The organism is Flavobacterium psychroterrae (genome assembly GCF_018380615.1).
GTDB classification, from domain to species: Bacteria; Bacteroidota; Bacteroidia; order Flavobacteriales; family Flavobacteriaceae; genus Flavobacterium; species Flavobacterium psychroterrae.
The window spans coordinates 1-14,812 of sequence record NZ_JAGYVZ010000036.1 but is presented as its reverse complement, the minus strand read 5'-3'; the positions used below and the strand labels follow the sequence as shown (position 1 = coordinate 14,812).

At 31.0% G+C, this 14,812-nt stretch carries 15 protein-coding genes; 8 read left to right on the top strand and 7 right to left on the bottom strand.

The window, feature by feature from the left end:
• Window positions 1–9 precede the first annotated feature (9 nt).
• The gene (locus tag KHA90_RS22975) at window positions 10–1,083 is read left to right on the top strand and encodes an NAD(P)/FAD-dependent oxidoreductase (RefSeq protein ID WP_213307287.1); all 1,074 of its coding nucleotides are present in this window, start codon (window positions 10–12) and stop codon (window positions 1,081–1,083) included.
• Here the strand turns inward: KHA90_RS22975 and KHA90_RS22970 are convergent.
• Window positions 1,064–1,447: a DUF983 domain-containing protein gene (locus KHA90_RS22970; RefSeq protein WP_213307285.1), complete on the bottom strand. Its 384-nt coding sequence runs from the start codon at window positions 1,445–1,447 to the stop codon at window positions 1,064–1,066. The two genes, KHA90_RS22975 and KHA90_RS22970, sit on opposite strands and share 20 nt — an antisense overlap.
• A 74-nt stretch (window positions 1,448–1,521) precedes the next feature.
• Between KHA90_RS22970 and abc-f the strand changes: the two genes are divergently transcribed.
• A complete protein-coding gene (abc-f, locus tag KHA90_RS22965; RefSeq protein ID WP_213307282.1) occupies window positions 1,522–3,435 on the top strand; it encodes a ribosomal protection-like ABC-F family protein in 1,914 nt (637 codons plus the stop codon).
• Window positions 3,436–4,311: 876 nt separating this feature from the next.
• Here the strand turns inward: abc-f and KHA90_RS22960 are convergent.
• Complete coding sequence (locus KHA90_RS22960) at window positions 4,312–5,274, bottom strand: App1 family protein (RefSeq protein WP_213307280.1); 963 nt, start codon at window positions 5,272–5,274, stop codon at window positions 4,312–4,314.
• 66 nt (window positions 5,275–5,340) lie between these two features.
• Here KHA90_RS22960 and KHA90_RS22955 point away from each other — a divergent pair, with 66 nt between their 5' ends.
• Window positions 5,341–6,210, top strand: coding sequence for a diacylglycerol/lipid kinase family protein (locus KHA90_RS22955; RefSeq protein ID WP_213307277.1), 870 nt, complete (start codon window positions 5,341–5,343; stop codon window positions 6,208–6,210).
• 250 nt (window positions 6,211–6,460) lie between these two features.
• On the opposite strand, the gene KHA90_RS22950 is transcribed toward KHA90_RS22955, so the two are convergent.
• Window positions 6,461–7,606: a peptidogalycan biosysnthesis protein gene (locus tag KHA90_RS22950; RefSeq protein ID WP_213307274.1), complete on the bottom strand. Its 1,146-nt coding sequence runs from the start codon at window positions 7,604–7,606 to the stop codon at window positions 6,461–6,463.
• A 117-nt stretch (window positions 7,607–7,723) separates the two neighbouring features.
• Window positions 7,724–8,212, bottom strand: coding sequence for a DUF1761 domain-containing protein (locus KHA90_RS22945; protein WP_213307271.1), 489 nt, complete (start codon window positions 8,210–8,212; stop codon window positions 7,724–7,726).
• 254 nt (window positions 8,213–8,466) lie between these two features.
• On the opposite strand from KHA90_RS22945, the gene KHA90_RS22940 reads away from it, so the two are divergent.
• The 5 genes from KHA90_RS22940 (at window position 8,467) to KHA90_RS22920 (ending at window position 13,029) form a co-directional block, all read left to right on the top strand.
• A complete protein-coding gene (locus tag KHA90_RS22940) occupies window positions 8,467–8,772 on the top strand; it encodes a hypothetical protein (protein ID WP_213307268.1) in 306 nt (101 codons plus the stop codon).
• Window positions 8,773–8,892: 120 nt separating this feature from the next.
• The gene (locus KHA90_RS22935; protein ID WP_213307265.1) at window positions 8,893–9,369 is read left to right on the top strand and encodes a GNAT family N-acetyltransferase; all 477 of its coding nucleotides are present in this window, start codon (window positions 8,893–8,895) and stop codon (window positions 9,367–9,369) included.
• Window positions 9,370–9,620: 251 nt separating this feature from the next.
• A complete protein-coding gene (locus tag KHA90_RS22930; RefSeq protein ID WP_213307262.1) occupies window positions 9,621–9,953 on the top strand; it encodes a hypothetical protein in 333 nt (110 codons plus the stop codon).
• A gap of 327 nt (window positions 9,954–10,280) precedes the next feature.
• On the top strand, window positions 10,281–12,452 hold the full coding sequence (locus KHA90_RS22925) for an erythromycin esterase family protein (RefSeq protein ID WP_213307259.1): 2,172 nt from the start codon (window positions 10,281–10,283) through the stop codon (window positions 12,450–12,452).
• Between the two features lie 211 nt (window positions 12,453–12,663).
• Complete coding sequence (locus tag KHA90_RS22920) at window positions 12,664–13,029, top strand: hypothetical protein (RefSeq protein ID WP_213307257.1); 366 nt, start codon at window positions 12,664–12,666, stop codon at window positions 13,027–13,029.
• 393 nt (window positions 13,030–13,422) lie between these two features.
• Here KHA90_RS22920 and KHA90_RS22915 read toward each other — a convergent pair whose 3' ends face one another.
• The 3 genes from KHA90_RS22915 to KHA90_RS22905 form a co-directional block, all read right to left on the bottom strand.
• The gene (locus KHA90_RS22915) at window positions 13,423–13,599 is read right to left on the bottom strand and encodes a hypothetical protein (RefSeq protein ID WP_213307254.1); all 177 of its coding nucleotides are present in this window, start codon (window positions 13,597–13,599) and stop codon (window positions 13,423–13,425) included.
• Window positions 13,600–13,861: 262 nt separating this feature from the next.
• A complete protein-coding gene (locus tag KHA90_RS22910; protein ID WP_213307251.1) occupies window positions 13,862–14,110 on the bottom strand; it encodes a hypothetical protein in 249 nt (82 codons plus the stop codon).
• A gap of 191 nt (window positions 14,111–14,301) precedes the next feature.
• Complete coding sequence (locus KHA90_RS22905; protein ID WP_213307248.1) at window positions 14,302–14,682, bottom strand: type 1 glutamine amidotransferase family protein; 381 nt, start codon at window positions 14,680–14,682, stop codon at window positions 14,302–14,304.
• Window positions 14,683–14,812 lie beyond the last annotated feature (130 nt).

The following is a 14,812-nucleotide window of genomic DNA, read 5'->3' as shown; positions in this document are numbered from 1 at the left end:
TTTTTACACATGTTAGATTATTTAATTGTTGGATCTGGATTAGCCGGAATTTCTTTTGCAGAAATTGCCCTTAAAAACAATAAGACTATTTTAGTTATTGATAATAAATCCCAAAATTCATCGAAAGTTGCCGGTGGTTTATACAATCCTGTAATTTTAAAGCGTTTTAGCGAGGTTTGGAAAGCACAGGAACAATTGGTTTTGATGAATGATTTCTACAATGAAATCGAAGATAAATTAAAGGCAAAGTTCAATTTTAAACTTCCAATTTTAAGAAAGTTCTTTTCAATTGAAGAACAGAATAATTGGTTTGCTGCATCGGATAAAAAAAATCTGACTCCTTTTTTATCGACTAAATTAATCACCAAAAAATATAATAGTATAGATTCTCCACACGATTATGGAGAAGTTTTACATACAGGATATGTTGATACGGCTTTATTGCTTGACAGTTATAAAGAATATTTACAGGAAAATAACTTGTTATTGGAAGAGTTTTTTGATAGTATTTATATTGAATTTTTCGATTACGGAATCCAATATAAAAACATTCAGGCGCGTCATATTATTTTTGCCGAAGGTTTTGGTTTACATAAAAACCCCTTTTTCAATTATTTGCCACTGGATGGAACAAAGGGCGAGTTATTTATAATAAAAGCTCCTGATTTAAACTTAGATGTAATTGTTAATACAAGCGTCTTTATATTACCATTGGGCAATGATTTGTTCAAAGTGGGTGCTACATACAACTGGCAGGACAAAACCGATTTACCTACTGAAGAAGGAAAACAGGAATTAATAGACAGAATTAAAGAAATTATTACCTGCGATTTTGAAATCGTAAAGCATTTTGGCGGAGTTCGACCAACGGTTAAAGACAGAAGACCCTTGATTGGAACGCATCATGAGCGCAAATCACTTCATATCCTTAACGGATTAGGAACCCGCGGTGTGATGTTAGGTCCTGCAATGGCAAAAGCGTTATTTGATAACATTGAAAATGAGATTCCGCTAGATCGTGAAATTGACATTCAAAGATTTCATAAGAAATATCTAAAGACACTTATTTTTGACCGGCCTTAGGATCATAAGAAACAAACATATTAATATATAGATTTCTTGCGAGGCGAAGAACAAATGGAAACAATATGATTAAGGAGATAACAATTGCCAGAAAAGATTCTTCGATTGAAGTTTTAAAAAATACAAACGAAACAATAAAAGCTGCAATTCCAACAGCTACATTTAATCCATAACTTACATACATTGCGCCATAAAAAAACGAAGGTTCGATTTGATATTTTAATCCGCAATGGCTGCAATGATCGTTCATTTTTAGAACTTTAGTCAAATGAAGCGGATTTTTGTCCGAATACATGCTTTCATTTTGACATTTTGGACAACTTCCTGTTAAAATACTATTTAGTTTCGATCCTTTTTTTAACATTTGCAAAAAATTAAATTACCCATTGATTTGGAAGTGTAAATTTACACAATCAATTAGTTATAAAATAACAATACATGCTTAATATACACAATTTATCGGTTTCTTTTGGAGGTTCATATTTATTCGAAGAAGTAACATTTCGTTTAGGTGCAGGAGATCGGGTTGGACTTGTCGGGAAAAATGGTGCTGGAAAATCAACCATGCTTAAAATCCTGGCTGGAGATTTTAAACCGGATTCAGGACAAATAGCAACTGAGAAAGAAGTTCGAATGGGATTTTTGCGTCAGGATATCGATTTTGAGCAAGGAAGAACCGTTCTTGAAGAAGCTTATGAAGCCTTTACAGATATTAAGATTGTAGAAAAAAAATTAGAGCAAATCAATCATCAATTGGTTACCAGAACTGATTATGAAAGTGAAGAATACAGCCAGATCATCGAAGATTTATCTGATTACACACATCGTTTTGAACTTTTAGGAGGTTATAATTATGTGGGTGATACAGAAAAAATTCTTTTAGGTTTAGGTTTTAAAAGAGAAGTTTTTGATAATCAGACTGAAACATTTTCAGGAGGTTGGAGAATGCGTATCGAATTAGCGAAATTATTATTACAGGCAAATGATATTTTGCTTCTGGATGAGCCTACCAATCACCTTGATATCGAAAGTATCATTTGGTTAGAAAATTTCCTTCGTAATTATCCTGGAGTTGTGGTCATTGTATCGCACGATAAAATGTTTCTTGATAATGTAACGAATCGTACAATCGAAATATCATTAGGAAAAGCATACGATTTCAATAAACCATATTCTCAATATTTAGAATTGCGTCATGAAATTCGTGAAAAGCAATTGGCAACGCAAAAGAATCAGGCGAAGAAAATTGAAGAAACAGAAAAATTAATCGAAAAGTTCCGTGCAAAAGCTTCTAAAGCTTCGATGGCGCAATCGTTGATTAAAAAATTAGATAAAGTAGAACGAATTGAAGTTGATGAAGACGACAATTCTGTAATGAATATTTCTTTTCCAGTTTCAAAAGAGCCGGGAAGAGTAGTAGTTGAAGCAGATCATGTTACTAAATCATACGGTGATAAAACAATCTTAAAGGAGATTAACTTATTAGTAGAACGCGGAAGCAAGATTGCTTTTGTGGGTCAAAACGGACAAGGAAAATCGACTTTTATCAAAGCGATTGTTGACGAATTTGAATATGAAGGAACTATCAAACTTGGGCACAATGTACAATTAGGATATTTTGCTCAAAATCAGGCAGAATACCTTGATGGTGAAATTACCTTATTGCAAACCATGGAAGATGCTGCAATGGACACTAACCGTTCTAAAGTTCGCGATATGTTAGGTTCGTTTTTATTCCGTGGCGATGATGTGGAGAAAAAAGTAAAAGTACTTTCCGGAGGTGAACGTAATCGTTTAGCACTTTGTAAGTTGCTTTTACAGCCAATAAATGTATTATTGATGGATGAGCCTACAAATCACTTAGATATCAAATCTAAGAACGTTTTAAAGGCAGCTCTTCAAAAATTTGGCGGAACTTTATTACTGGTTTCTCACGATCGAGATTTCCTGCAGGGAATGTCGAATATCGTTTACGAGTTCAAAGATCAAAAAATAAAAGAATATTTAGGAGATATCAACTACTTCTTAGAACAGCGTAACCTTGAAAACATGCGTGAAGTCGAGAAAAAAGATGTCGCAAAAGCTGCTGCTCCTAAAGAAAGCAATAAAACATCCTACGAAGATCAGAAAAAAGGGAAAGCGCTACAAAATAAATTAAGTAAAGTTGAAAGCCAAATCAAACAATTAGAAAGAGACATTCAGCATGACGATAAATTGCTGGCTTCTAATTATGACAAACATATCGAAGACGCTTCTTTTTTCACCGCATACAACAAAAAGAAAGCTGACCTGGATCAATTGCTTCTTGATTGGGAAGTCGTTCAGGAAGAGATTGATAATTTTACAGTTTAATTTAGTTTTCAATCTCGGTTACAGTTTTTCAGTTTCTGGAAAATAAAAAAGTTTATATATTAACCTTTGTCAAATTTTCGAACTTGATAAAGGTTTTTTTATGATTTTCGAGAGCTATTCCAGCTTTCCGTTTCATCCCGATGGCTATCGGGACTTACAAAAAAAATGCATTTCTAATGTTGCAAAAAGAGCTTCTTTCATCGCTTTTTTTCAAAAGGAAATGCATTTTTTTTTGCTCCGGGCTTTTCTCTTCAAATGAAATTCACTGAACTCCAATTAAAATAAGAATATAGTGAAGTAATCTGGGCTAGGAGATTACGGTTTTCAGTCGCAGTTTTCAGTTTCAGGCTTATAGTTTTCCACAGCGTTCCTCGGGATGACTGTCTTTGTTAAAATAAAAATCTGCTCAATCTGCAAAATCTGCGAGAAATAAAGCAAATCCCTTATCAAATAAAATTTGTTTTTATCATAGAAATCGGCATGACAAGCTATACGAAAATAGTATTATGAAAATGATTGTTCTAGCCCCGATAGAAGTGGAAATCCTTTTGTGGCGGGGTTCGCCACAAAAGATTGAAACGGATTGCGGGATTAGCTCCTGAAAAAAAGATTTGGTTTTATCATAAAAATCGGGATGACAGTCTTTGTCAAAACAAACACAATCTTGTCATTTCGACCGAAGGGAGAAATCACACAAGTAAAGAACGCACTGTTGTCGAATATTGGGTGTGATTTCTCTCTTCGGTCGAAATGACAAACACAAACACAAACAAAACACAAACAAAACAGAAACAAACAAAACCAGCGTAAATCCGTTAAACCCGTATAATCCGTGCGCCATCTAAACGCATTTCACAACTTGCAGTTCAAAAAAAACTACATAATTATCCCAATAGATTTTGAATGCATAATCGCTTCACTGCTATTTTTATAATAACAAACCGAAACATCTAGATTCTCTAAATTTTTCATGATCGTTTTGGTTGCTTCTTTTTGGTGTCTTCCGGTTTGCCTGATATAAACTGCAATTACCGTAACCGGAAATATTTTACAGATTCGTTCATATAAAATCGGATCGTGTTGCGAATCATCGCCTAATAAAACATATTTTAGATTGGGGTAAAACTCTAAAACGTGCTTTATTTTATCAAATTTATGATCGTGGTTTCCGCGTCCGCTCATGAAAAAATCAGTAAGTCCTCTTCTAATATCCTTCAGTAAAATTACCGCTCTTGGGAGATTATGGATTTTGGTGAATTTAACAATAAATCGGTATAAATTCCATTCGCTGCTGGAAACATAAAAAAATGCATTTTCCTCTTCCTTATTGTTTCTTCCTGCCGAACTCAAAGCCTGATAATGTGGCACAACATCTGTAAATACTTTGCGGTCATTTACATTTTTAAACAAAAGAATGTATATTTTTTTAAAGAAATTCTGAGTGTGAGAAATTAAAAAAGTATCATCAATATCAGATATAATTCCAAGTTTTCCTTTGTGAGGTCTTATGAAACTGCCTTTTTCGGTTATGGTTTCTGAACCTTCTTTGATACTCACTTCATAAGACATCCATCCAAAAGAAGTTTCTTCGTCAAGCGGAATACAAAATTTAAAATATCCATCGTCTAATGTTTTAGTTCGGATTTCCTGATTGCCACATTTTAGATAAATATCAAAATTTTTAAGTGTTTTTATCCTGAATTGATTGATAATAGAAGTAGCATTTTTAAAGTTTTTCTTCTGAAAATCATAATCATACGTTCTTTTAAAGACATGTCCCATCACAATTAATTCTTCTTCATTTGCGTAACCTCGATATAATTGTAAAATTGGTTTCATTAATTGCGTATATTTATATATGGATGTTGTAAATTAATTATTTTAATTGACTTTAAATATAAAATCGTGAAAAAGAATATCATATTTGTTGTAAATCCCATTTCAGGAGACCTTGATAAATCAGATTTGATTGAGGCTGTGCAAGAATTTGCAACTACAAATCATTTTGATCTGGAAGTTTATGAAACTACAGGCAAAAGTGATCAAAAGGAAATACAATCGCTTTATAATCAATATTTACCAGAACGTATTATTGTTGCCGGAGGTGACGGAACCATAAAAATGGTTGCCGAAGCTGTCGAACAATTTGATGTAATAATTGGCATTTTGCCCGCCGGATCAGCAAATGGTTTGTCAGTCGATTTAAACTTGCCGGCAACAATTGAAGAGAATCTAAAAATTGCCTTTTTACATCATTATATCGATATGGATATGATTTGCATCAACGGTAAAAAAAGTATTCATTTAAGCGATATTGGTATTAATGCAGACTTGGTCAAGAATTATGAAGAAAGTAATTTAAGAGGTTTCTGGGGTTATGCTTTGCAAGCTTACACCACTCTTGTAGATTCTAACGAGCCTTTTGTGGCGACTATTAAAACCAAAAAAGAAACGGTTGAACACACTGCCAGAATGATTGTTATCGCTAATTCTCAAAAATACGGAACCGGCGTTACCATCAATCCGCATGGAGCGATGAATGACGGAAGATTCGAATTAGTGATTCTAAAAAGCCTTGATTTATTATTACTTGGAAAAATTATTACAGGAAATATGCCAATTGATTCTGATGATATCGTGATTATTTCGACAGATAAAGCCGAGATTACGACAAATTATCCAGTGAATTTTCAAATTGACGGAGAATATTGCGGCGCTCAAAGTTCATTAGAAATTCATATTCTGCACAAGCAAATGAAAATTGCGGTTCCTTAAATATATTAATATTTAGTTCCTAAGCGCAATCTATTAAGTTAAGTGGGAATTATAAAATTACTTAACAGTTTAATCAAGTAATTAGAAAATCCGTTTTTATCAGCGTTTTCGCTTTAGCGAATCAGTAAAATCAGCGTCTAATTTTGACGCGGATAAAACAGATTTAATTCGTAAAAATGGGGGTAAACACGGATTTGATTTGCAATAATTTTATTTCTAAAGCTTAACTAATGACATTGCCCCCGTTTTATTATTTAAAAGGATTTCGTTCCTGCCAATCGGTTTTTGGTTCCAGATAATTGAATAATTTGGCGATATTATGATTAATTAAAGCATTGCTGTGTGTAATTAATCCGTACATTTTTACTGGTTTTGCACCAACTGAACTTTTGATTTCAAGAGCTGTTCTGGCAAAAACAATTTCGGTAAAACCTTGATTGATAGAATACGCAATCATGTCGTACAACATATTTAAATACAGCATTTTTTCGCGCTGAATGGTTTCGTCGTAACCTAAAAAGTACGTATCCATTACGCTTCCGTTTTTGATTAAAGTGTTGAAACCTATTAGTTTTTCTTCTAAAAAATAACCATAAAATAAAAAGTTGTCTTTCATGATTTCCTTAAAAAAACTAAAATGATTTCTGGCGAGGAAAAAAGTGTTGAAAGGCGCATTTTTAGCCACATGAAAATACAAATCATAAATTACATCTTCATACTTTTTAATATCCGATAAAGACATTTTTTTCTTCTCGATTCCTTCCGCTTTTTTACGCGCGCGTTTGTATTGATCCCTGTATTTTTTTGATAAAGCATCAATATAATCCTGCTCCGTTTTCCAATTTGTATTGATTTCAAAAACCATATTGGGTTGCGTCGAGAACGTATAATTATTTTTGAATTCAGCTTTTAGTGGCTCAATTTCACTTTCGGTAAAATCTTTTATACTCGTTATATGAACTTTTTTACCGTTGTCTTTCAAATCCTTCTTAAGCTGTTTGATTGCTTTATGAAGTGTTTTGATTGCTTTAGATTCTTTTGCATCTTGATGAAAAACAAAAGCATTTTGTCCCGTAAGCATATTATTACCAACGAATAATACATGCGAAGCAAAATTTTTGAAAGCAAAATTACGTACCGAAGTTTTTAAACACTGATCGCGATCTCCAAAAGATTCCAGTTTTTCGGCAAATAAAAATTGAGTTAAAACAATCCCGATAAGTTTGTCTTCATTGAAAATTGCAATAAAATGACAAATCATATTTACCGGACAGGAGTTTTCCAGCACTTCGAGATATTCTCTCGTCAAAAAAATATTATTTACAGCCAGCGAATTCCATTCCTGAGGCAATAGTGATGCGCTTTTGTAAATTTGAAAAGAGTAAGTTGTATTCAAAAGAGTGAGCTAATTTTTTCAAAATTAGGTAATATTTATAATAACTCGCTTTGTTTAAGTTATTATTAAGAAAAACCCATTTAAATTTTGAATTCAAATGGGTTTTTGTTTTTATAATTATGCATATGCGCAGATAATTCCGCCCATTAAAGTAAGCGTAACAATCCAGTATCCGGCATGAATAAAGATGTATCTCCATGATTTTCTTTCGAATAAACCATTAACTCCAATAATAGGAAAAGCAAAAAATAATCCAGACATAAAACCATGTAATACGCCGTGTTTAAAGGTTCTGTAAGCCTGTCCGTAATCTGTCATGAATGCTTTAAACGACGGTTTTGCACTATCAATTAACGGTGGTCCGCCAACCATGCCAATCGCACCAGATTGATGAACGGTTAACGACATTAGCGTAAGTGTGATCATTAAGGAAAAAATATAGGTAAGCCCAAATATTTTAAGCATACTTCCGGTTTTAAGCTGTTCCTGTGTGAGATTGCTTTCGCGCATCCAGATTGTTCCAAACACTTTTGGGTTGTACCAAATAAAACCGACAAATATTGTAATAAATGCTGATAAAACTAAAGCAAGAGGGTTCATGTTCATAATATTAGGTTTTATGATTAGTTAATCCAAATTTAAGTAAAAATTTACAAGTTTGATAGTTTGAAAATGTGAATGTAAAAACACAAATTCTTCTATTTTTTATTGCTTGAAATTACGGATGTTTTATCGGATAAAAATTATATATAATTTTAGATACTATTTTTTAGCAATTTGCTTTTTTTTCATAACTTTAATTCTTCAATTTGCATTCGAAATAAAATAAAATATATTCTAACCTTTTTAATTATAAAGTTATGGTAGTACAATATCAAGGTGAACAACACGGAAAATCAAAAACATTTACACTTCGAATAATAGGTAATAATTTGTCTAAAAGCAGTTCAAATTACCAAATTGATTTATTAGAAGGCGATAAGCAATTGCCATTATTTACAACGGCAATTCATCAAAGTTTATCTAATTGTCTGAAGGAAATTTATTTATTCAGAAAACATAACGGAATACAATTCAAGGCATCGTCAGAGAAAATTGCACCGCTTTTAGTACCTTATGATTTGGTTTTATTCAACTATAATAAAGGAGCTTTATTTATGGCTTAAGCCAAAATTTATTATCAAAATATTATAAAGACTGTTCTACTGGAATGGTCTTTTTTTTGTTTAAAGTAGATTGTTGCAATTTTAAAATTCACGGAAACAGATTTTTCTTATATTTGAAATATGAGTGCAAATATCAAAAACATAGTTATCAGACCCGCCACAGATAGTGATTTGCCACAACTTGCTGAATTTTTACAGCATCTTGTTGAAGCAGAACGTCCTTTTGACCCCACATTAAAAGAGGGCGAAATTTTTTATTATGACATTCAGGAACTTATTTTAGACAAAGCGACAGAAGTTCTGGTTGCCGAAATTGATAATCAAATTGTTGGATGTGGATATACTCAAATTCGGTCTGGGAAAGAGTACGAAAAGCACGAATCCTTTGGATATATTGGTTTTATGTTTGTTAAACCGGAATTTAGAGGAAATGGAATCAGCCGTTTATTACTTCAAAACCTTAAAGAATGGGTTTTATCTCAAGGCATAACCGAAATCAGGCTTCAGGTTTATCACGAAAACGAAGCTGCAATAAAAGCCTATGAAAAGGATGGTTTCAAAAAACTGATTACAACAATGCGTTGCGATATTGGTTAAATTATTTTCTCTCGGATAAAATCTCTATTTTCTAAAATATCAGAATTATATTCTTTTATAATCTCCTTTATATTATTTCCGAAAATCTTAATGAAATTTATAGCTTCATTTTTATTTTAATTATTTGATTATCATTATTTTATAATTATAAATAAGCAGTCATAAATGCAGGAACGTATATGTCCAGTCATATACGTTCCTATTTTATTTTAAATATTTTCTGAACTATGCAAAAAAAATAATCGCATATTATGGAAATAACAGAAAGTAAAAAATTAGAGAATCTTAAAAAAATAATTGAAAAATATTTCAATTTAAATTCAGATCATGATACATCGGAATTTTATACCGCTCAAATCAAAATCAATTATTATGAATTGGGTTGTGTCATTACAAATATGCTAAAAATGTGCATTTTAACATTAGAGAATGAAGGGCATATAAAGTCAAGCACAAATAAAAATCCTGTAAATGTTTCCTTGATTTTAGAAATGGTGCTGGAAATGTTTCCTCTAAATGAATTTGAATTTTTAGGTGAAATTAATGAAATGGTTGTTGGGGATTTGAAGGGAATTAGTAAGTGATAATAAACTGTTTTCAAACAGAAGCGATTGATTTCGTAACTTATGCGGTGGACATTTGATGCGCAACAAAAGTTGTTTCAAAAAAAAATATAGGCATATAAGTAGGTTTATGTTTATATAAATGATTAGTTTCGTTTGCCTATAAATTAGTTATCATGCTTTTTCGGCAGTTAGAAATAAAAATAGAAAAGTGAATTAACTCATTTGTCTTTAAACCTATGATTTTATCAAATAATTATCAATTCATTAGCTAGTTTCAAAATTTAAATTAATACCTAAATACCTTTAAGAAAGTCAAACCAAAAACTCCAAAATACTAATCTAAAAATGAAAAGAATATTTTTAATACTAATTTGTAGTGTCTTTTACGTGATTGGTAATGCACAAAATTTCAATCCAAAAATATTGAGCTTACCTGAGAATCCTTCTAATGACGATTTCTCTTTTTTAAAAGAAGAATTAAAAGTTGTACAGGTACTTATGTTGGGCGAGAAATCACATTATGATGGAAATGTTTTTGAAATGAAAACTAAGATTATTGAATATTTGTATAAAGAACTTGGTTTTACAACAATCGCATTCGAATCAGGGGTATATGATGTTTGGAAAGCTCAGAATAAAATTAATAAAGGGACAAATGTTCAGTTAGCTTTTAAAAATTCTTTATTTAGCATTTGGTCGAATACCAATGAATTTCAAAGTTTTGTTCAATTTTATGAGGCAAATAAATCAAATTTAAAGCTATTTGGATTTGATAGTCAAATTTCTGGAAAATATGGAGATGAAAACTTATTCATTGATTTGTTTGAATATTGTAGTAACAACCAATTGGAGCTAAAATTAGATAGAGGAGATTTAGAACTACTTATTGAATCAATCAATTATTCGAATTTTTTTGATGAAAATGATATTACTTATAGTCAGTATAAATCATCTTTTGAAAATTTACTTAAAGCAATTGCAAAAAAACCGAAAACAGAATCCAGTTTCTATTGGTCTCAAATAATAAAAAGCTTGCTGGCATCAGGTGAAAAATGTTATTTAAAAAAGCCACAAATTCTAAATCCCTTTCATACAAGTTCTAATGACAATATAAGAGATAAACAAATGGCTGATAATTTATTAGAGTATATTAAAAATCATCCAAACGAAAAGATAATCTGTTGGGGAGCAAATCAGCATTTTGTTAATGATATGTCTTCGGTAACGGCGCCAATTATTAAAGATTTTGTTCCAATGGGATCTTATGTAAAAAAAGAATTAAAAGAAAAAATGTACAGTTTTGCAGCTGTTACTGCTGCCGACTCTGTTTTTCTTGGAGGAAAGTGGAACACAACAATAATCGATAAAAAATCTTTTGAATATTATTTGAGAAGTAAAAATAAGGCTCATATGTTTATTTCATCAAAACAAGATGAAATGGAGAAATCACAGTTAAATAGATTGTTTAGTCCTGAAGTTTTTGTTGAAGCAAAATTGAACTCAATTCATGATGGCTATTTTTATTTTAATAATGTATCTCTATCCACTTCAATTGCAAAATTTGAAGTAGACACTAAAAACAAAAGCAATTTTGTAAACAACACTAGTACACCAGTTGTAGATAGTAAAAATGAGCAGGGTGAAAAAGGAATTGTTCTAAATGAAATTATTGTTCGTGGCCGCAAGTACCCTTACACAATAGTAAAACATGTAATTGAAAATTTTGGCAAAAATTATCCTTCAAAGGATTTTAATTCAAAACTGACTTCAAATATTGATGTTAAAGTTCAGGATACAACGATATTAAACCTCGATTTTGTCGCAAAACAATATGACTTAGGTTATGATAAAGAGAACCGAAATTTTAATCAGATTCAAGAAATACGATGGAACATAAAAACAGGTTACAGTCCAAAAGGTTTGCGAGGTGAATTTTATTACGTTTACCTTAGTAATCCTATAAAATTTAGTCAATATTTAAATGAAAAGAAGTTTAAAAAATTTGTTTTTAAGGCAGATGACGATATAATGTATAATAATAGAGAGGTTTACGTGATAAATTTTTCGACACTTCGGGATCAATATAGTTATACGCACAGGAATTTTTTATGTGATTTTTCAGGAACGCTTTATATAGATAAAGAAGATTATGCCATTGTAAAAATAATTGAGAAATGGGATGTTAAAAAATACGAAAGTAGTTTTGATAAAAAATTAGAGTTAATAGGCTGGCCGGAAAATTATGTCCAAAAAGAATCTACGCTGGAAATTACAGAAACAGATTTAAAAAAGTCCAATGGGCTTTATTATATAAGTGAGGTAAAAAATAAAATTTATGGTAATTTAACAGACAAAAATAACCGCATTCATCCTTTTCAAATTATTGTCAATTCATTTTTGAATGATTTTAATGGTAGTCAGGTTGAAAAATTCACGTACAAACAAGAGAAAACTATTTTTGATAAGGTTGAATATAATAAAACATTTTGGGACAAATATGAATCTCCTCTTAAATAGTAAGTCCGAATTAGGCAGATGATACTTTTTTGAGATTACACTAAAAAAAGTAAAGCTATAAAACTTACACTCGTGTTTGGTTTAAATTAGTATGACGTTTTTCATATATTACTAATGAGAAATTAGATTTCGTATAATTTTTTCATGCATATCTGCAGGTTACTTCCTGTTTTACAGACGTTTCAAGCAAGAATAAACAAAAATATTGCTAATGAGAAATTATCTCTACTTACCTTTTTTAGTCATAATTCTAATATTTGTTTCGTGTAAACAAGAACAAATAAAATTTAATCAAAGCAGCTGGAATACTCGAAATGATATTGACTATAATCATAGAGAATTAATGATTGAAGATCTTTCTAAAAATTACCTAAAGCCTGGAATGAAATTCATAGAAACAGAGAGACTACTTGGAAGAAATAAATTGAGTGAAGAACGGGATTCTCTTCAACTTAAATATGAAATTTATACAGATTATGGAAGTGATATTGACCCAATAGAAACAAAAAATTTGATTGTAAATTTTAACTTAGACTCTACTTTAGCTAATATTCGAGTAGATCATTGGGAAAAATAATGCCTGTTCATAACTGCTAATACGATGGATTTGGATAATAGTCTTAATGAAAGTTAGTTTTGAATTTGGGAGGCATTGTCAAATCCGAAAAAATCCAGCTTGCTCGGATATGCGTAACGATAGTGCGGAAATTCTTTCCGTACCCGTTGCAATAATAACTATTAGAATTTAATATTTTACTAGGATTATTTTGATACTTTGCGAGCACGAATTGCAAAATAATAGTCCAAATTTAATACCAGGAAAATAATAAAATATGATAACGCTAATAAAAGAAATATTCATTTTAATTTTAATACTGTTTATTCATTATTTCTCTCAAAAATGGCTCGAAGAATCTGAACAAAATAGAAAAAGTAATTTTAATAAAACTTTAGATAATGATTGGTGGAGTTATATTATCTTAATAAAACTGACATTTGTTGCTCCAAAATTGGTGATGGTTAATCCTATTATTTCATTTTTGTTGTTTCTTTGAAAACATACTTCCACAGAAAATGTAATTGCTCCTGTAAATTTATCTTTCTCGACTTCAGTTAGCAAAACATCACTTAATCTGTTATGTGTCATTGTTAAGTTTCCATTGATAATTTTTACTATAAAAAGTGATGATAAGTCATTGTTCAGAAACTCACCTTCAAAGTCTTTTAAATTTGTATTAGAATTAGATTTTGGATTTTCATCAACTTTCTTTTCAATTTCAGTAATTTTTTTCTCTTTTTAAATTTATCAGATAGATAAAATTCTGCAATATCCATTCCTGCTTTGTATGAAACAAAATTTTCATCATTGCTCAAAAGTATTATGGATAATTTATTGTCTTGAAAACGACCTAAATAAGATTTAAAACCAGCATCGCTTCCTGTATGATTATATACCGTAAGTCCTTTGTAGCGTTACCATATCCTTTTTTGTAAATAAGTTTTCCGTCTTTAACAATGCCCACTGCAACACCCGCAGTTTTTGAATTATAGCTAGAAAATAATGAATCAATTTTCCTTTCTGCATTTGAATTCGTTTGTGCTGATAAAGTGTTTACTATAAAAAGATAAATTAGAATAAATTTTAATAGATGTTTCATTTGATTACTTAAGTTCTTGTTTTTTGTTCTGTTTCCGTATAATTGTCACTAGCGTTCTTGATCTTAAGGTTGTTATCTATTAAGAAAGCTGAAACTTTCAGTTAAACGTATTCTAAAATGGACAAAACAAATTTTAAATTTAGCACAAAAAAGCGCAATAGCGTAAAACGTGTGTTAACTGCTGACAAATTTTATTTAATTTCTTTTTCAATTAACTCAATAACTTTTAAAGCAACACCATTTGATGATTGGAAATTTTGCCCTGTAACAATTCGGCCGTCTTGTTCAACGTAAGATTCATTTCTCTTTGAAAATTTAAAATCACCACCTCTTTCTTCAATTGTCTTCTGAATCAAGAATGGAAAGTGTTTAAGATATTCACCATCTTGTTTTTCAAAAGAGTCAGGATAACCGCTTATTTTTTTTCCTTCTACTAAAAATTTACCATTTTTAGTTTTCAAGTTAACAATCCCCGCCGTTCCATGGCATACCGAAGAAATGATGCCATTATTATCTTCGTATATTTTCATAACAAGGTGTTGAATATCTGAATTTTCAGGAACATCATACATTGCGTGCAAATTCTGGCAAAAGTGAGCATACCATTCCGGTAAAAGAGATCAGTTGATTCCGGTTTAAAGTGACCACCCTATTCTTGTAAAAGAGATCAGTTGGTTCCGGTTCAAAGTGACCACCTCAAAA